Source organism: Streptomyces sp. NPDC057900 (genome assembly GCF_042887885.1).
Lineage (GTDB): Bacteria > Actinomycetota > Actinomycetes > Streptomycetales > Streptomycetaceae > Streptomyces.
In genome coordinates this window covers 993704-1011087 of sequence record NZ_JBHVOI010000001.1, presented here as the reverse complement: position 1 = coordinate 1011087, position 17384 = coordinate 993704, and the positions used below count along the sequence as shown (strand labels likewise).

13 protein-coding genes are annotated in these 17384 nt (G+C 71.4%); 12 read left to right on the top strand and 1 reads right to left on the bottom strand.

From position 1 onward, the window contains the following. Nucleotides 1-2 precede the first annotated feature (2 nt). The 12 genes from ACFVQ0_RS04150 (at nucleotide 3) to ACFVQ0_RS04095 (ending at nucleotide 15877) form a co-directional block, all read left to right on the top strand. On the top strand, nucleotides 3-1043 hold the full coding sequence (locus ACFVQ0_RS04150) for a substrate-binding domain-containing protein (RefSeq protein ID WP_390084324.1): 1041 nt from the start codon (nucleotides 3-5) through the stop codon (nucleotides 1041-1043). A gap of 68 nt (nucleotides 1044-1111) precedes the next feature. Beyond that, nucleotides 1112-2362 carry a Gfo/Idh/MocA family protein gene (locus ACFVQ0_RS04145; protein WP_390084322.1) on the top strand — a complete coding sequence of 417 codons (1251 nt, stop codon included), beginning with the start codon at nucleotides 1112-1114 and terminating at the stop codon, nucleotides 2360-2362. A 12-nt stretch (nucleotides 2363-2374) separates the two neighbouring features. Further along, nucleotides 2375-3379, top strand: coding sequence for a sugar phosphate isomerase/epimerase family protein (locus ACFVQ0_RS04140; protein WP_390084320.1), 1005 nt, complete (start codon nucleotides 2375-2377; stop codon nucleotides 3377-3379). Between the two features lie 332 nt (nucleotides 3380-3711). After that, a complete protein-coding gene (locus ACFVQ0_RS04135; RefSeq protein WP_390084318.1) occupies nucleotides 3712-7422 on the top strand; it encodes a ThuA domain-containing protein in 3711 nt (1236 codons plus the stop codon). 160 nt (nucleotides 7423-7582) lie between these two features. Then, the gene (locus ACFVQ0_RS04130; protein WP_390084316.1) at nucleotides 7583-8701 is read left to right on the top strand and encodes an inositol-3-phosphate synthase; all 1119 of its coding nucleotides are present in this window, start codon (nucleotides 7583-7585) and stop codon (nucleotides 8699-8701) included. After that, nucleotides 8698-9639, top strand: a complete 942-nt coding sequence (locus ACFVQ0_RS04125) for an SCO3242 family prenyltransferase (protein WP_390084314.1) — start codon at nucleotides 8698-8700, stop codon at nucleotides 9637-9639. Before ACFVQ0_RS04130 ends, ACFVQ0_RS04125 begins: the two co-directional genes overlap by 4 nt. After that, nucleotides 9636-10523 carry a sugar phosphate isomerase/epimerase family protein gene (locus ACFVQ0_RS04120; RefSeq protein WP_390084313.1) on the top strand — a complete coding sequence of 296 codons (888 nt, stop codon included), beginning with the start codon at nucleotides 9636-9638 and terminating at the stop codon, nucleotides 10521-10523. The genes ACFVQ0_RS04125 and ACFVQ0_RS04120 overlap by 4 nt, the downstream gene beginning before the upstream one ends. Further along, nucleotides 10514-11212, top strand: a complete 699-nt coding sequence (locus ACFVQ0_RS04115; RefSeq protein ID WP_390084312.1) for an EboA domain-containing protein — start codon at nucleotides 10514-10516, stop codon at nucleotides 11210-11212. The genes ACFVQ0_RS04120 and ACFVQ0_RS04115 overlap by 10 nt, the downstream gene beginning before the upstream one ends. Next, nucleotides 11212-12060 carry a TatD family hydrolase gene (locus ACFVQ0_RS04110; RefSeq protein WP_390084311.1) on the top strand — a complete coding sequence of 283 codons (849 nt, stop codon included), beginning with the start codon at nucleotides 11212-11214 and terminating at the stop codon, nucleotides 12058-12060. Before ACFVQ0_RS04115 ends, ACFVQ0_RS04110 begins: the two co-directional genes overlap by 1 nt. A gap of 4 nt (nucleotides 12061-12064) precedes the next feature. Further along, nucleotides 12065-13240: a metabolite traffic protein EboE gene (gene eboE / locus ACFVQ0_RS04105; RefSeq protein ID WP_390084310.1), complete on the top strand. Its 1176-nt coding sequence runs from the start codon at nucleotides 12065-12067 to the stop codon at nucleotides 13238-13240. Then, nucleotides 13237-14634, top strand: coding sequence for an alkaline phosphatase family protein (locus ACFVQ0_RS04100; RefSeq protein ID WP_390084309.1), 1398 nt, complete (start codon nucleotides 13237-13239; stop codon nucleotides 14632-14634). The genes eboE and ACFVQ0_RS04100 overlap by 4 nt, the downstream gene beginning before the upstream one ends. A gap of 52 nt (nucleotides 14635-14686) precedes the next feature. Further along, nucleotides 14687-15877 (top strand): sugar phosphate isomerase/epimerase family protein, encoded by a 1191-nt coding sequence (locus ACFVQ0_RS04095; RefSeq protein WP_390084307.1) that lies wholly within the window; start codon nucleotides 14687-14689, stop codon nucleotides 15875-15877. A gap of 94 nt (nucleotides 15878-15971) precedes the next feature. Here the strand turns inward: ACFVQ0_RS04095 and ACFVQ0_RS04090 are convergent, their stop codons facing one another. Further along, nucleotides 15972-17276, bottom strand: coding sequence for a DUF2254 domain-containing protein (locus ACFVQ0_RS04090; protein ID WP_390084305.1), 1305 nt, complete (start codon nucleotides 17274-17276; stop codon nucleotides 15972-15974). Nucleotides 17277-17384: the final 108 nt, after the last annotated feature.

The window sequence follows — 17384 nt, the reverse complement described above, 5'->3', positions numbered from 1 at the left end:
CCATGCCAGAAACCAGCCGCAGAGGACTGCTCTTCGGTACCGCAGCAGTCTCCGCGGGCGCCTTCCTGACCGCCTGCACCAGCAACGACCCCAAGGAGAAGGACACCGCGGCGCAGAGCAACGCGCCCGCCGCGGACGACAAGCCGGGCAAGGCCCTCACCATCGGCTTCGCGGGTCCGCAGGCCGACCACGGCTGGCTGAACGCCATCAACGAGAACGCCAAGTCGCGGGCGGCGAAGTACTCAGAGGTGACCCTGGAGACGACCGAGGGCTCCAACGACACCGCCGCCCAGATCGGCCAGGTCAAGACCCTCATCAACAAGAAGGTCGACGTCCTCATCATCCTCCCGGCCGACGGCAAGGCGCTCACCCAGGTCGGTCTGGAGGCCATGCGGGCGGGCATCCCCGTGATCAACCTGGACCGCGTCTTCGCCTCCCCGCAGGCGTACCGCTGCTACGTCGGCGGTGACAGCTACGGCATGGGCCTCAACGCCGGTACGTACATCGGCGAACAGCTCAAGGACAAGCCGAACGCCAAGGTCGTCGAGCTGGCCGGCATCGACGGTCTGGAGCTCACCAAGCAGCGCAGCCAGGGCTTCGCCGACGCGCTGAAGAACTACTCCAACATCAAGCTGGTGGCCCGTCAGGCAGCCGACTTCACCGTCGAGTCCGGCCAGGCGAAGATGTCCCAGCTCCTCCAGGCGCAGAAGAAGATCGACGCGCTGTGGAACCACGACGACGACCAGGGCGTGGGCGCGCTGCGCGCCATCCAGCAGGCCGGCCGGGACGAGTTCCTGATGGTCGGCGGGGCCGGGGCCAAGTCCGCGATGGACGCCATCAAGGCCGACAACAGCGTGCTCAAGGCGACGGTCCTCTACCCGCCGAGCATGGCGGCGTCCGCCGTCGACCTGGCCCGCGCCCTCGGGCAGAGCAAGGGGCTCGCCGGCCTCTCCGAGGTGGAGATCCCGACCAACCTCACGCTCTTCTCCGCGGTGGTCACCAAGGAGAACGTCGATCAGTACCTGCCGACGGGCTTCAACTGAGAAGCCCCGCGGGAGGGTGCTGACCCTCCCGCCGCACCCACCGAACCACCGATGAGGAGGAAGCCCGGATGGCCCGTAGGGAAGAGACGGAGCAGGAGGCGGCGGCGCCGCCGACATACCGACCGATGGCGAGCGCACCCACGCTCGGGGTCGGCATGGTCGGATACGCGTTCATGGGCGCCGCCCACTCGCAGGGATGGCGCACCGCCGGCCATGTCTTTGAGCTGCCGATGCGGCCGGCTCTCGCCGCGATCTGCGGACGCGACCGCAGGGCGGTCGAGGCCGCCGCGGACCGGCACGGCTGGGCGGCGGCGGAGACCGACTGGCGGGCCCTGATCGCCCGGGACGATGTGCAGCTCGTCGACATCTGCACCCCGGGCGACAGCCATGCGGAGATCGCCATCGCGGCCCTGGAGGCGGGCAAGCACGTGCTGTGCGAGAAGCCGCTCGCCAACACGGTCGCGGAGGCGGAGGCCATGACCGAGGCGGCGGCGCGCGCCGCCGCCCGGGGCCAGGTGGCGGTGGTCGGCTTCAACTACCGCAAGGTCCCCGCCATCACCTACGCCCGGAAGCTGATCGCGCAGGGGCGGCTCGGCACCCTGCGGCACATACGCGCCACCTACCTCCAGGACTGGCTGGTCGACCCCGGATCGCCGCTTACCTGGCGGCTGGAACGGGAACACGCGGGCTCCGGCGCGCTCGGTGACCTGGGGGCGCACATCGTGGACCTCGCCCAGTTCCTCGCGGGGGAGCTGCTGGTCGGGGTGTCCGCGGTCACCGAGACCTTCGTACGCGAACGGCCCCTCCAGTCGGGCCCGTCGAACGGCCTGGCCGGGGTGGCGGACAGCGCGGCGCGGGGAGCGGTCACGGTGGACGACGCGGCCATCTTCACCGGCCGGCTCGCCTCCGGAGCGGTCGCCTCCTTCGAGGCGACGCGAATGGCGGCCGGCCGCAAGAACGCGCTGCGGCTGGAGATCAACGGGGAGCTGGGCTCGCTCGCCTTCGACCTGGAACGGCTCAACGAGCTGTCCTTCCACGACCACACGGAGCCCGCCACCACGGCCGGCTTCCGGCGCATCCTGGTCACCGAGCCCGAGCATCCCTACCTGGAGGCCTGGTGGCCGCCGGGGCACGCCCTCGGGTACGAGCACACGTTCATCCACCAGGCCCGTGACGTGGTACGGACGATCGCGGAAAACACCGCCCCCACCCCGTCGTTCGCGGACGGACTCCAGGTGCAACGGGTGCTGGCGGCGGTGGAGGAGAGCGCCGCGAAGAACTCCGTGCACACCCCCGTCCACTCGACCGCACAGCTCTAGGAGGTTCTGCGCATGCCCCGTCCCTTCACTCTCTTCACCGGTCAGTGGGCCGATCTGCCGCTGGAGGACGTCTGCCGGTACGCCCGTGACTTCGGTTACGACGGGCTCGAACTCGCCTGCTGGGGAGACCACTTCGAGGTCGACAAGGCCCTCGCGGATCCGGGGTACCTGGACGGGCGCCATCAGCTGCTCGACAAGTACGGGCTGAAGTGCTGGGCGGTCTCCAACCACCTGGTGGGCCAGGCCGTCTGCGACAACCCGATCGACGAGCGCCACCAGGGCATCCTGCCCGCCCGGATCTGGGGCGACGGGGAGCCCGAAGGGGTGCGCCGCAGGGCCGCCGAGGAGATCAAGAACACCGCGCGGGCGGCCGCCGCGTTCGGCGTGGACACGGTCATCGGGTTCACCGGTTCGTCGATCTGGCACCTGGTGGCGATGTTCCCGCCGGTCCCGCCGCACATGATCGAGCGCGGCTACGAGGACTTCGCCGAGCGCTGGAACCCGATCCTCGACGTGTTCGACGCGGAGGGGGTGCGCTTCGCCCACGAGGTGCACCCCAGCGAGATCGCGTACGACTACTGGACGACGCACCGCGCGCTGGAGGCCGTCGGCCACCGGCCGGCCTTCGGGCTGAACTTCGACCCCAGCCACTTCGTCTGGCAGGACCTGGACCCGGTCGGCTTCCTGTACGACTTCCGGGACCGGATCTACCACGTGGACTGCAAGGAGGCGCGCAAGCGGCTGGACGGCCGCAACGGGCGGCTCGGCTCCCATCTGCCGTGGGGCGACCCGCGGCGCGGCTGGGACTTCGTCTCTGCGGGGCACGGCGATGTGCCGTGGGAGGACGTGTTCCGGATGCTGCGGTCCATCGAGTACGACGGGCCGGTCTCCGTGGAGTGGGAGGACGCCGGCATGGACCGCCTGACGGGCGCCCCGGAAGCGCTTGCCTCGCTCAAGCGGTTCGACTTCGACCCGCCGAGCTCGTCGTTCGACGCGGCGTTCGGCGGCAACGACTGACCGTCCCGGGGGCTCTGCCCCCGGGCCCCGCTCCTCAATCGCGGGAGGGGCTGAACGTTCGGCCGGCCCGGCGGCAGACCGCATATGCCGCCGGGCGGGCTTCCCCTGCCCAAAACCCCCTTTGTCCTGACCAAGGAAAAAGTTCAACAAGACCGCTGCACAAGGGCTTTCCAGCCAGGACGAACAGGTCTACCGTCCAGAACGTGTACACGGCATGACTCTCGTCACCGGAGCCGCACAGGCCCCGACTGACCTGCGCGGCAGTCCCCGCGCGGAACGGCACGGCAGCACCCGCACCCGCCCGTACAACCGGCACTTTCCGGAGGACACTCGTGCACAGAACCCGAAGCCGGACCAGGTCCAGGCTCCGCGTCCGTAAATCCCTCGCCCTCTTCACCGGCGCCCTGCTGGCCGCCGCCACCCTCAGCATGGGCGCCGGCACCGCCGCCGCCCATGAGGAACCCGCACCGGCCCCGGCCGCCGGGGACTTCCAGCAGGTCACCCTCGCCAAGGGGGTCGCCGAGACCGGCGAGCCCATGACCCTGGCGGTGCTCCCGGACCGCAGCGTCCTGCACACCGCTCGCGGCGGCGAACTGTGGCTCACCGACAACGGCGGCGACACCACCCTCGCCGGCACCATCCCCGTCTACTCGCACGACGAGGAAGGCCTCCAGGGCGTCGGAGTCGACCCGGACTTCAGCAAGAACCGGGCGATCTACCTCTACTACGCGCCCCCGCTGGACACCCCGGCCGGTGACGCCCCCGAGAACGGCACCGCCGCGGAGTTCGCCAAGTTCGACGGCGTCAACCGGCTCTCGCGCTTCGTCCTCAAGGAGGACGGCACGCTCGACATGGCCAGCGAGAAGAAGGTCCTCGACATCCCGACCTCGCGCGGCATGTGCTGCCACGTCGGCGGTGACATCGACTTCGACGCGCAGGGCAACCTGTACATGTCGACCGGCGACGACTCCAACCCGTTCGCCTCCGACGGCTACACCCCGATCGACGAGCGGCCGGACCGCAACCCCGCGTTCGACGCCCGCCGCTCCGCCGGGAACACCAACGACCTGCGCGGCAAGATCATCCGCATCAAGGTCGCGGAGGACGGCTCGTACACCGTCCCCGAGGGGAACCTCTTCCCGCCGGGCACGGACAAGACCCGTCCCGAGATCTACGCGATGGGCTTCCGCAACCCCTTCCGCTTCACCGTCGACAAGACCACCGGCATCCTGTACGTCGGTGACTACGGTCCCGACGCCGGTGCGGCCGACCCGAAGCGCGGCCCCGCCGGACAGGTGGAGTTCGCCCGCGTCACCAAGCCGGGCAACTTCGGATGGCCGTTCTGCACGGGTGACAACGACCCGTTCATCGACTACGACTTCGCGACGAAGACCTCCGGTGAGGCCTTCGACTGCGCCGCCCCCAAGAACACCTCCCGGTACAACACCGGTCTGGTCGACCTGCCCCCGGCCCAGCCCGCCTGGATCCCGTACGACAACGGGTCCGTGCCCGAGTTCGGCACCGGCTCCGAGTCCCCGATGGGCGGACCCGTCTACCACTACGACGCGGACCTCGACTCGCCCGTGAAGTTCCCCGAGGAGTACGACGGCGACTTCTTCGCCGGCGAGTTCGGCCGCGCGTGGATCAAGCGGATCGAGCAGGACGCCGACGGCAAGGTGGAGTCCATCAACGACGTGCCGTGGTCCGGCACCCAGATCATGGACATGGCCTTCGGGCCCGACGGCGCGCTGTACGTCCTCGACTACGGCACCGGCTACTTCGGCGGCGACGAGAACTCCGCTCTCTACCGCATCGAGAACGCCACCGGCGGACGCTCCCCGATCGCGGAGGCGACCGCGAACAAGACCTCGGGCACCGCACCGCTCAAGGTCGCCTTCTCCTCCGCCGGCACCACCGACGGCGACGGGGACGAGCTCACCTACAGCTGGGACTTCGGCGACGGCGGCAAGTCGACCGCGGCCAACCCCACTTACACGTACAAGAAGAACGGCACCTACACCGCGACCGTCACCGCCACGGACCCCACGGGCCGCACCGGAACGGCCAACGTGCACGTGACGGTCGGCAACACCGCTCCCGTCGTGAAGCTGGAACTGCCCGGTGACGGGCAGCTGTTCTCCTTCGGCGACGAGGTCCCGTTCAAGGTGACCGTCACCGATCCCGAGGACGGCACGATCGACTGCTCCAAGGTCGAGGTCCGCTTCATCCTCGGCCACGACGCCCACGGCCACCCGATCACCTCCGAGCACGGCTGCGAAGGCACCATCAAGACCGAGATGGACGGCGGGCACGACCCGAACGCCAACATCTTCGGCGTCATCGACGCCTCGTACACGGACGGCGGAGGCGGCGGCCAGGCGGCCCTGTCCGGTCACGACCAGTCCGAGCTGCAGCCGCGCCACCGCCAGGCCGAGCACTACAGCGACTCCTCCGGTGTCGTACCGCAGAACAAGGCGGAGGCGCACGGCGGCAAGACCGTCGGCGAGATCCAGAACGGCGACTGGATCTCCTTCAAGCCGTACATGCTCGGTGACTCCACCAAGCTCACCGCCCGGATCTCCTCCGGCGGCGCGGGCGGCTTCCTCGAAGTCCGCACGGGCTCTGCGGACGGGAAGATCCTCGGCTCCGCACCCGTACCGGTGACGGGCGGCTGGGAGACCTTCCAGGACATCGACGTCCCCCTGCGCGGCGTCCCGAAGAAGTCGACCGAACTCTTCCTGGTCTTCAAGGGAGGCGACGGCGCGCTCTACGACATCGACGACTTCGAGCTCTCCAACACCCCGCCCGACAAGACCGCCAAGCGGGTCCTGGTCTTCTCCAAGACCGCCGGCTTCCGCCACGACGCGATCCCCGAGGGCATCGCCGCACTGAAGGAACTCGGCAAGGACAGCAACATCACGGTCGACGCGACCGAGGAGGCCGGTCAGTTCACCACCTCCAACCTGGCCCGCTACGACGCCGTGGTCTTCATGTCGACCACGGGTGACGTCCTCAACGCCGACCAGCAGAAGGCGTTCGAGAACTTCGTGACCACCGGCGGCGGTTACGTCGGCGTGCACGCCGCGGCCGACACCGAGTACGACTGGCCGTTCTACGGCGGACTCGTCGGCGCGTACTTCGACAGCCATCCCGCCATCCAGCCCGTCACCGTCCGGGTCGAGGACCACAAGAACCCGGCGACCGCACACCTGGGCAACGCCTGGGAGCGCACCGACGAGCTGTACAACTACCGCACCAACCCGCGCGACAAGGTCAAGGTCCTCGCCACCCTCGACGAGACGACCTACACCGGCGGCAACATGAAGGGCGACCACCCGATCACCTGGTGCCAGACCTACCAGGGCGGCCGCTCCTTCTACACCGGCCTCGGCCACACCAAGGAGTCGTACGCCGACCCGGACTTCCGCAAGGTCCTCTCCGGCGGTTTGCGCTACGCGGCCGGCCAGGTGAAGGCCGACTGCAAGCCCGACACCGGCTACCGCTCGATCTTCAACGGCGAGACGCTCGAAGGGTGGAAGCAGGCGGGCCCCGGCAAGTTCAACATCGTCGACGGCGAGCTGCGCTCCGAGGGCGGCATGGGTCTGCTCACCTACCAGGCCAAGGAGCTGAAGTCCTACTCGCTGAAGCTCGACTGGAAGCTGGCGGGCGATGACAACTCCGGTGTCTTCGTCGGCTTCCCGGAGTCCGACGACCCGTGGTCCGCGGTGGACAACGGCTACGAGGTCCAGATCGACGCCACCGACGCCCCCGACCGCACCACCGGGGCCGTCTACACCTTCAAATCGGCCAACATCAAGGCCCGCGACCAGGTCCTGAGGCCGCCCGGCCAGTGGAACAGCTACGAGATCAAGGTCCAGGGTGAACGCCTCCAGATCTTCCTCAACGGAGTGAAGATCAACGACTTCACCAACACCGACCCGGCCCGCAGCCTCAAGGACGGCTACATCGGCCTCCAGAACCACGGGGCCGACGACCAGGTGTCCTTCCGCAACATCCAGCTGAAGGAACTGCCCTCCGCGTAGGGACACGTCCGGGCGGCGGGCGGGCGTCACACCCGCCCGCCGCCCGGACCCCCGGGCCCCGCCGTCAGCGGCCAAGGGCCCCCGCCGTCCGCAGCCCTTCCCCTCAGGCACAGCGCCACCAGATCCGCACCGCCAGGACCCCCAGCCAGGGAGGCAGCCCGTGTCAGCACCCGCCGTTCGTACCGGAGTCTGGTTCATCGGAGCACGCGGCTCCGTCGCCACCACCGCCACGGCGGGGTGCGCGGCGCTCGCGGCAGGCCTCCACCCGGCCGCCGGCATGGTCACCGAGACCGCGCCGTTCGCCGGGAGCGGACTGCCACCCGTGGGCTCGCTCGTCTTCGGCGGGCACGACACCCTGGACTGCCCGCTCCCCAAACGGGCCGAAGTACTCGCCGCCGGGGGAGTGCTGCCGCACGGCCTCCCCTCCGCCGTCGGCTCCGAACTCGCCGCGGCCGACGCGGAGATCCGCCCCGGCGGACCGCTCCCCGGCGACACCCGGACGGACGAGGAACTCGTCACCGCGTTCGCCGCCGACCTCACCGACTTCACCCGCCGCAACGGCCTGGCCAGGACCGTCGTCATCAACGTCGCCTCCACGGAACCGGCCCCGGACCCTGGAGCTCCGAGGCTGCCCGCCAGCTCCCTGTACGCCGCGGCCGCCCTGCGCGCCGGCTGTCCGTACGTCAACTTCACCCCCTCCACCGGACTGCGCACCCCCGCCCTTCAGACCGCCGTCGCGGCCTCGGCCCTTCCTCACGCGGGCCGCGACGGCAAGACCGGCCAGACCCTGCTGCGCTCCGTGCTCGCCCCGATGTTCGTGCAGCGGGCCCTGCCGGTACGGGCCTGGTCCGGCACCAACCTGCTCGGCGGCGGCGACGGGGCGGCACTGGCCGACCCGGCGGCGGCCGCCGCGAAGAACGCCGGGAAGGAACGCGTCCTGGCCGACACGCTCGGCGCCGCCCCCGAGGGCGAGGTCCACATCGACGACGTGCCGGCGCTCGGGGACTGGAAGACGGCCTGGGACCACATCGCGTTCGACGGCTTCCTCGGCGCCCGCATGGTGCTCCAGACCACCTGGCAGGGCTGCGACTCGGCACTCGCCGCGCCCCTGGTGCTGGACCTGGCACGGCTGCTGGCCCGCGCCCACGAGGTGGGCCTCACCGGCCCGCGCCCCGAACTCGGCTTCTACTTCAAGGACCCGGACGGCGGCCCCGCCGCACTGTCCGACCAGTACCTGGCGCTGCTCTCCTTCGCGGAGCGGCTGCGGGGCGAGAAGTGACGGCACGCGCCTGGGCGGAGTTGCTCAGGATCTCCGCGCTCTTCACCGTGCCGGGCGACGCGCTCGCGGGCGCGGCAGCGGTCGGGCGCCGCCCCAACCGCTCCACCGCCCTCGCCGTCGGCGCCTCGCTGTGCCTGTACGAGGCGGGCATGGCCCTCAACGACTGGGCCGACCGTGAAGAGGACGCCGTGGACCGCCCGCACCGCCCGATCCCGTCCGGCCGGATCACCCCCCGCGCGGCGCTCACCGCGGCCGGGGCGCTGACCGGGGCGGGCCTGGCCCTCGCCGCACGCGCCGGCCGCCCGGCGCTGACGGTGGCCACCGGCCTCGCGGCCACCGTCTGGGCGTACGACCTGCGGCTGAAGCACACCCCGGCGGGCCCGGCGGCGATGGCGGCGGCCCGCGGCCTGGACCTGCTCCTGGGCGCGACGGCGACGGCCACCGCGACGGCCCCGGCGAAGGCGACGGCCGCCGCCACCGCCGCGCTCCCCGCCGCCGCCCTGCTCACGGCGCACACCTACGCGGTCACCGCCGTCTCGCGCCACGAGGCACAGGGCGGCTCCACCACGGCGCCGCTCGCCGCCCTCACGGCGGTCGCCGCGCTCGGCGGCGCGGTGGTACGCGAGCGGCCGGGGGAGACGAAGTACGCGGGGGAGACGAAGCACGCGGGCGAGGTGAAGCGGGCGGCGGCCCCCGCCCGGCTGCTGGTCACCGCGCTCACCGGCGCCTACCTCCGTACCGCGGGGCGGCCGCTCGCGCACGCCGCGCTGAACCCGTCGCCGCCGCTCACCCAGCGCGCCGTCGGCGGCGGCATCCGGGCGATGATCCCGCTCCAGGCCGCCCTCGCCGCCCGCGCCGGAGCCTCCGGCACCGCGCTCGCCGTCATGGGCCTCGTCCCGCTCGCCCGCAGCCTCTCCCGGAAGGTGAGCCTGACATGACGATCCGCCTCGGCTACGGCACCAACGGACTCACCGACCTCCGCCTGGGCGACGCCCTCGGCCTCCTCTCGGACCTCGGCTACGACGGGGTCGGCCTCACCCTCGACCACATGCACCTCGACCCCATGGGCCCGGACCTCCTCGTCCGCACCCGCCGGGTCGCCGCACGCCTCCAGGAGCTGGGGCTCGGCGTCACCGTGGAGACCGGGGCCCGCTACGTCCTGGACCCGCGCCGCAAGCACGGCCCCTCCCTGCTCGACCCGGACCCCGAAGCCAGGGCGGCCAGGACCGGGCTGCTCGTGCGGGCCGTCGACGTCGCCGCCGAACTGGGCGCCCACGCCGTGCACTGCTTCAGCGGGGTCATGCCACTGGGCACGGACGCCGGGACCGGCTGGGATCGGCTGACCGGCGCCCTCGCCCCGGTCATCGAGGCGGCCGGACGCGCGGGGGTGCCGCTGGCCATCGAGCCCGAACCCGGACACCTCCTCAGCCACCTCTCCGACTTCCACCACCTGCGCGCCCTGTGCGGAGACCCGGAACCGCTGGGACTCACCCTCGACATCGGCCACTGCCAGTGCCTGGAGACCGACACGCCCGTCGACTGCGTACGCGAGGCGGCCCCCTGGCTGCGGCACGTCCAGATCGAGGACATGCGCCGGGGCGTCCACGAACACCTTCCCTTCGGTGACGGCGAGATCGACTTCCCGCCGGTCCTCGCCGCCCTGGACGCCCTGGGCGACAGCGGATACCAGGGGCTCACCGTCGTCGAACTGCCCCGCCACTCCCACGCCGGACCCGAACTCGCCCAGTCCTCCATCGAGTTCCTGCGCAAGCACGGACCCTCGGCCCACAGCGCGCGGAAGGGAGCCACACCATGCCGATGAACCCGCCGGACGCCCCGCTGCTGAGCCGCGGCGAACTCGACGCACAACTCGGCGGCGGCGCCCGCGCCTGGCTCGACGAAGCCCTCGCGGAGGCCGCCCACGCCGCCGCCCACCCGGACGCCCAACCCTCCACCAACGCCTACGCCGTCCCCCCGTGGGAGCTGCGCTTCGCCGCCGCGGGGCGGCACTGCGGACTCGAACGCGCCGACTCCGTACGCTCCCTGCTGCTCACCGAGTCCCGCGCCGGACTCGACGCGGTGACCCGGCTCTACGAGCAGGGCACCGCCGCCGAACGGCGCGCCGTGCTGCTCACCCTGCCCGCGCTGGACCTCGGCGCCACCGCCGTGGCCCTCGTCGAGGACGCCCTGCGCGCCAACGACACCACGCTGATCGCCGCCGCCGTCGGCCCGTACGCCGGCGAGTACCTCGATCCGCACAACTGGCGCCACGCCGTCCTCAAGTGCCTCTTCACGGGCGTCCCCGTCGACGCCGTCGACCAACTGGCCCGGCGCGCCCGCGGTGACGCGGAACTCGCCCGGATGCTGGGCGACTACGCGGCCGAACGCATCGCCGCCGGCCGCGTGGTCCCCGCCGACCTGCACCGCGTGCTCGCCCTCACGGCCCCCGGCCCCGAAGCCCCCGGTCCCGCCGCCCCCACGGCCTCAACGGCCCCATCGGAGGAGTCCTGATGCGCATCTTCGACCCCCACATCCACATGACGTCCCGCACCACGGACGACTATCAGGCGATGTACGACGCCGGGGTCCGGGCGCTCGTCGAACCCTCCTTCTGGCTCGGCCAGCCCCGCACCTCGCCGAGCAGCTTCTTCGACTACTTCGACGCGCTGCTCGGCTGGGAGCCGTTCCGCGCCGCCCAGTACGGCATCGCCCACCACTGCACGCTCGCCCTCAACCCCAAAGAGGCCAACGACCCGCGCTGCGCCCCCGTCCTGGACGCCCTGCCGCGCTACCTCGTCAAGGACTCCGTCGTCGCCGTCGGCGAGATCGGCTACGACTCCATGACCCCGGCGGAGGACCACGCGCTGGCCGCCCAGCTCCAGCTCGCCGCCGACCACGGGCTGCCCGCACTCGTCCACACCCCGCACCGCGACAAGCTCGCCGGCCTGCGCCGCACCATCGACGTCGTACGCGAATCCCACCTGGCCCCGGAGCTGGTGGTGCTCGACCACCTCAACGAGACGACGGTGAAGGACGCCCTGGACAGCGGCTGCTGGGCCGGCTTCTCCATCTACCCCGACACCAAGATGGACGAGGACCGCATGATCGCCGTCCTCAAGCTGCACGGCACCGAGCGGATCCTCGTCAACTCCGCCGCCGACTGGGGCAAGAGCGATCCGCTGAAGACCCGCAGCGTGGCCGACGCGATGCTGGCCGCGGGGTTCACCGAGGACGACGTCGACCAGGTGCTGTGGCGCAACCCCGTCGCCTTCTACGGCCAGAGCGGCCGCCTCCACCTGGACACCGCCGCCCCCGAAGCGCTCCACGAGGGCAACTCCATCCTCCGCGGCGGGGAGTGAGGCCATGCGCTTCCGCCACCCCGACGGCTCCGTCGTCCACCTCGCGTACTGCACCAACGTCCACCCGGCCGAGAACCTCGAAGGCGTCCGCGCCCAACTGCGCGACCACTGCGAACCGGTACGCAAACGGCTCGGCCGGGACCGCCTCGGCATCGGCCTCTGGCTCGCCAGGGACGCCGCCCGCACCCTGATCAACGACCCCGCGCAACTGCGCTCCCTGCGCGCCGAACTCGACCACAGAGGACTCGAAGTCGTCACGCTCAACGGCTTCCCGTACGAGGGGTTCGGCGCCGAAGAGGTCAAGTACCGGGTGTACAAGCCGGACTGGACGGACCCCGAACGGCTCGCCCACACCACCGACCTCGCCCGGCTCCTCGCCACGCTCCTCCCCGACGACGTCACCGACGGCACCATCTCCACCCTGCCGCTCGCCTGGCGCACCCCGTACACCGGCGACCCGGACGCGGCCCGCACCGCACTGGCCGCGCTCACCACGCTCGGGGAACGCCTCGACGCACTGGCCGAACTCACCGGCAAATCCATCCGCATCGGCCTCGAACCCGAACCCGGCTGCACCGTCGAGACCACCGCCGACGCCATCGCGCCCCTCACCACCATCGGCCACCCGCGCATCGGCATCTGCGTCGACACCTGCCACCTCGCCACCTCCTTCGAGGACCCGGACACCGCACTCGACGCGCTCACCGCGGCGGGCATCCCCGCCGTCAAGGCCCAGCTCTCCGCCGCCCTGCACGCCGAACACCCCCACCTCCCCGAGGTACGCACCGCGCTCGCCGCCTTCGCCGAGCCCCGCTTCCTCCACCAGACCCGCGTCGCCACCGCCGCCGGACTGCGCGGCACCGACGACCTCGACGAGGCGGTCGGCGGCGAGACCCTGCCCGACAGCGCCCCCTGGCGCGCCCACTTCCACGTTCCCCTGCACGCGCCGCCCGCGCCACCGCTCACCTCCACCCTCCCCGTGCTCCGGTCCACGCTGACCCGCCTGGTCGGCGGGGCCCGGCCGCTCACCCGGCACCTGGAGGTGGAGACGTACACCTGGCAGGCGCTCCCGGCCGAGCTGCGCCCCCGGACCAGAGCCCAGCTCGCGGACGGCATCGCCGCCGAACTCACCCTCGCCCGCGACCTCCTGGTCGACCTCGGCCTCAAGGAGCTGCCATGACCACCGCAGGGACGACCGGCTCACCCACCCCCCTCCTCGTCCTCGACGTCGTCGGGCTCACCCCTCGCCTCCTCGCACACATGCCGAACCTCAAGGCACTCGGCGGGAGCGGCACCCACGCCCCGCTCGGCACCGTGCTACCCGCCGTGACGTGCGCCGCCCAGTCCACCTTCCTCACCGGCACCACCCCCGCCGAGCACGGCATCGTCGCCAACGGCTGGTACTTCCGCGAGCTCGGGGACGTCCTCCTGTGGCGTCAGCACAACGGACTCGTCGCGGGCGACAAGCTCTGGGACGCGGCCCGCCGCGCCCACCCCGGCTACACCGTCGCCAACATCTGCTGGTGGTACGCGATGGGCGCCGACACCGACTACACCGTCACCCCGAGGCCCGTCTACTACGCCGACGGCCGCAAGGAGCCCGACTGCTACACCCGGCCGCCGGCCCTGCACGACGAACTCACCGAGAAGCTCGGCACCTTCCCCCTCTTCCACTTCTGGGGACCCGGCGCCGACCTCGTCTCCTCGCAGTGGATCATCGACGCCACCCGGCACATCATCGACACCCGCCACCCCGACCTCGCCCTCTGCTACCTCCCGCACCTCGACTACGACCTCCAGCGCTACGGCCCCGACGACCCGCGCTCCTTCAAGGCCGCCGCAGACCTCGACCGGGCCGTCGCCCCGCTCCTGGAGGACGCCCGCCGCGAGGGCCGCACCGTCGTCGCCCTCTCCGAGTACGGCATCACCCGGGTGGACCGGCCCGTCGACATCAACCGCGCGCTGCGCCGCGCCGGACTCCTGGAGGTCCACACCCAGGACGGCATGGAGTACCTGGACCCGATGGCCTCCCGGGCCTTCGCCGTCGCCGACCACCAGATCGCGCACATCTACGTACGCCGCCCCGAGGACCTCGAAGCGGCCCGCGAAGCGCTCGCGGACCTCCCGGGCATCGAGCAACTCCTCGACGACGAGGGCAAGAAGGCCCAGGGCCTCGACCATCCGCGCTCCGGCGAACTCGTCGCCGTCGCGGAACCGGACGCCTGGTTCACGTACTACTACTGGCTCGACGACGCCCGCGCGCCCGACTTCGCCCAGCTCGTCGAGATCCACCGCAAACCCGGCTACGACCCCGTCGAGCTCTTCATGGATCCCGAGGACCCGTACGTACGGGTCAAGGCGGTCACGGCGGTCGCCCGCAAGAAGCTCGGCATGCGCTACCGCATGGCGGTCGTCCCCCTGGACCCGTCACCGATCCGGGGCAGCCACGGCCGCCTCCCCCTGAGCGACGAAGAAGGGCCGCTCATCCTCTGCTCCACCCCCCACGCGTTCAGCGGCCCGGTCCGGGCCACCGAAGTGAAGTCCCTGCTCCTCACGCTTGCCGGCCTCGCATGAGATCGGTCCGTGCACAGCAGCCCTGTGCGCTTTTTCGAGAAAGAGAGAGACCGTGACCGAGTACAACGACGAATCCGGAACCGACAACGCCCTGCGCCGCACCCTCGGTGTCGACCGCCGCCGATTCCTCAGCACCTGCACCGCCGTCGCGGCGACGGCGATCGCCGCGCCCGTACTCGGCGCGTCGCCCGCCTTCGCCCACTCCTCCCACCCGGGCCACGGCAACGGCCACGGGCACGGGCATGACCACGGCCACGGCAACGGGCACGGCCAGGCTCTGGTTCCGCCGTCGAAGCGGGGAATCATCCTGTACACCGTGCGCGACGCCACGGCCCGGGACCCGCTCAGCACCAGCCTTCCCTCGGGCTTCCGCGCGGTCTTCAAGGAGCTGGCCCGCTACGGCTACAAGCAGGTCGAGTTCGCCGGGTACGGACAGCACGCCAACGCACCCGGCGGCAGCAACCTCGAAACGGTGCAGGGCGCGAAGCTGCTGCGCTCCTGGCTGGACGAGTACGGTCTGCGCGCCCAGGGCAACCACGGCTTCATTCCGGGCTCCTGGCCGCTGACCCCGAGCGACCTGGACGAGTTCAAGCGGCACCTCGAAATAGCGAACATCCTCGGCATGGACCACATGGGCACCGGTGGCGACCCCACCGGCAGCGCGTACCGCGCCGACTGGGACGTGGCCGCAGACAAGTGGAACTCACTGGGGAAGATCGCTCATCGCGCGGGCATCAAGCTGTACACCCACAACCACGACGCGGCCTACGGCTTCCTGCTCGACAGCGGTCCGCTGGACGACCAGGGACGGCCCACCCGCAGCTCCGGTGTCCGCAAGCTCGAATACTTCCTCAAGGTCACCGACCCGAAGACCGTGTGGCTGGAGATGGACATCTTCTGGGCGCACGTCGCCCAGTACAAGTTCCACACCTACACCACGCGTGACGGATCGCAGCGGGAGAACATCTTCGACCCCGCGGCACTGGTCAGCCGCCACAACAAGCGCTACCCGCTCTTCCACGCCAAGGACGGTGTGGTCAGCACGACCAACGGCGACGGCTACGAGATGGTCCCCTTCGGCACCGGGGTCATCGACTACCGGACGTTCTTCCGCCGCGTCGGGGAGACGAACTACCGCAACCCGATGGTCGAGCAGGACACCGCCCCGAGCGACACGGACCTCGCCCAGTCCCTGAAGCAGGCGCGGATCAGCTACGAGGGGATGGCGGCGCTGCGCAAGTAGCACCACCCGCGGGGCCCGCCCCGCGGCGCCTCGTACGCCGGGCCTCCCCGCACACCGCGCGGGGAGGCCCGGGGCCGTCGGGGGCGGGCCGGGCTCACCCGATCCCCTGCCGGTCGGGCAGCAGCGCGAACTCCCGCTCGGCCGCGCCCCGCACCGTCCGCTCAACCCCCTGGGTCAGCAGCGCCCGGTGCCGGAGCAGCGGCTGCCGCCGGTCGGGCGGCGCCAGCAGCAGGAGATCGTCGATCCCGGCCAGCAGCCGCCGGGTGACCTGCGGAGCGTCCGAGGCGCAGCGCCGGACCTCCTCGAATCCGAGATCCACCAGATCCGCCCAGCCCGGTACGTCCTGCACCAGCCGCACGACTCCTTTGCGGTCCCGGTGGTGGACGGTGCCGAGGGGCAGGTCCGCGACGGCCGCGAGGAACTGCACGATCCGGTCCAGGCACTGCACGGCGGTGGTCGGATCGTTCACCGACGTGGACAGGGCCCGCAGCGCGATGTCCGACAACTGGCGCAGCCCGAACGCCAGGTCCTGGTGGAGCGTGCGCTCGACCCCGACGGACACCGTGTACCGCAGCGCGCGCCGGGGCGGCGCGGCCCCGCCGTGCACCGCCAGCACCGGCGTCCCCGGCACGACGAAGTCCCCGAGCCGGGGGATCAGCCGCAGAACGACGCCCTGGTGCCGCGCGGCCCGCACCAGCCGTGCCACGTTCACGTCCCGCAGCACCCCGGCCCGCCCCTCGTGCACGAGCTGCCCGGTCTCGGCGCCGAGCGGCTCCTCCTGCGGCCGGCCGGCCGGCATCCGCCCCAGTACCCGGAACGAGTCCCGGGTGATGCGGTCGACGACGGGGCCCACCTGCATCAGGCGCAGGGTGGAGCTCACATAGGCGATGAACAGCAGCAGGCTGAGCCCGACGAGCGCGGCGGTCAGCACACTCTGCACGAACGGTACGGACGTGATCCGGTGCGGATCCTTCTCGCTCTCGTACGAGCTGAGGACCAGCAGCGAGAAGACGAACGTGGCCAGGAAGACCGACAGGGTGAGCTTGCTGATCCGGCTCCGTACGAAGATCCGCACCACCCGGGGCGTGAGCTGTCCGCTCGCCATCTGCACGGCCACCAGCGAGATGCTGAAGACCACACCGATGAAGGTCATCATCGCCGAGCTGACGGTGACGACGATCTGCTTGGTGTCGTCCGCGACGGAGATCAGATCCTTGATCTCGTCGTACGCCCGCTCGTCCTTGAGATAGCCGACGAGCTGCTCGTCGAGCGCGGAGGCGGCGAACCAGAGCACGATCGCGCAGACCAGCGTCAGGGTCGGTGCGAACCAGAAGGTCTCGCGCAGGTGCTCGCGCAGCGGTGACAGGGCGCGGGGTGGCCGATAGCCGCGATCACTCATGCCGGCGAACGTAACCCGCCCCGCCCGCCCCCTCGTGGACCCCGCCGCCGACCCTCCGGGCACACCGTCCGTACGTGAGTGGCGACGCAACGTGCGCGACGGCGGGGG

Coding starts and splice junctions, on each gene's coding strand:
- ACFVQ0_RS04150 (WP_390084324.1), top strand. CDS start 3: ATGCCAGAAACCAGCCGCAGAGGACTGCTCTTCGGTACCGCAGCAGTC.
- ACFVQ0_RS04145 (WP_390084322.1), top strand. CDS start 1,112: ATGGCCCGTAGGGAAGAGACGGAGCAGGAGGCGGCGGCGCCGCCGACA.
- ACFVQ0_RS04140 (WP_390084320.1), top strand. CDS start 2,375: ATGCCCCGTCCCTTCACTCTCTTCACCGGTCAGTGGGCCGATCTGCCG.
- ACFVQ0_RS04120 (WP_390084313.1), top strand. CDS start 9,636: ATGACGATCCGCCTCGGCTACGGCACCAACGGACTCACCGACCTCCGC.
- ACFVQ0_RS04115 (WP_390084312.1), top strand. CDS start 10,514: ATGCCGATGAACCCGCCGGACGCCCCGCTGCTGAGCCGCGGCGAACTC.
- ACFVQ0_RS04110 (WP_390084311.1), top strand. CDS start 11,212: ATGCGCATCTTCGACCCCCACATCCACATGACGTCCCGCACCACGGAC.
- eboE (WP_390084310.1), top strand. CDS start 12,065: ATGCGCTTCCGCCACCCCGACGGCTCCGTCGTCCACCTCGCGTACTGC.
- ACFVQ0_RS04100 (WP_390084309.1), top strand. CDS start 13,237: ATGACCACCGCAGGGACGACCGGCTCACCCACCCCCCTCCTCGTCCTC.
- ACFVQ0_RS04090 (WP_390084305.1), bottom strand. CDS start 17,276: ATGAGTGATCGCGGCTATCGGCCACCCCGCGCCCTGTCACCGCTGCGC.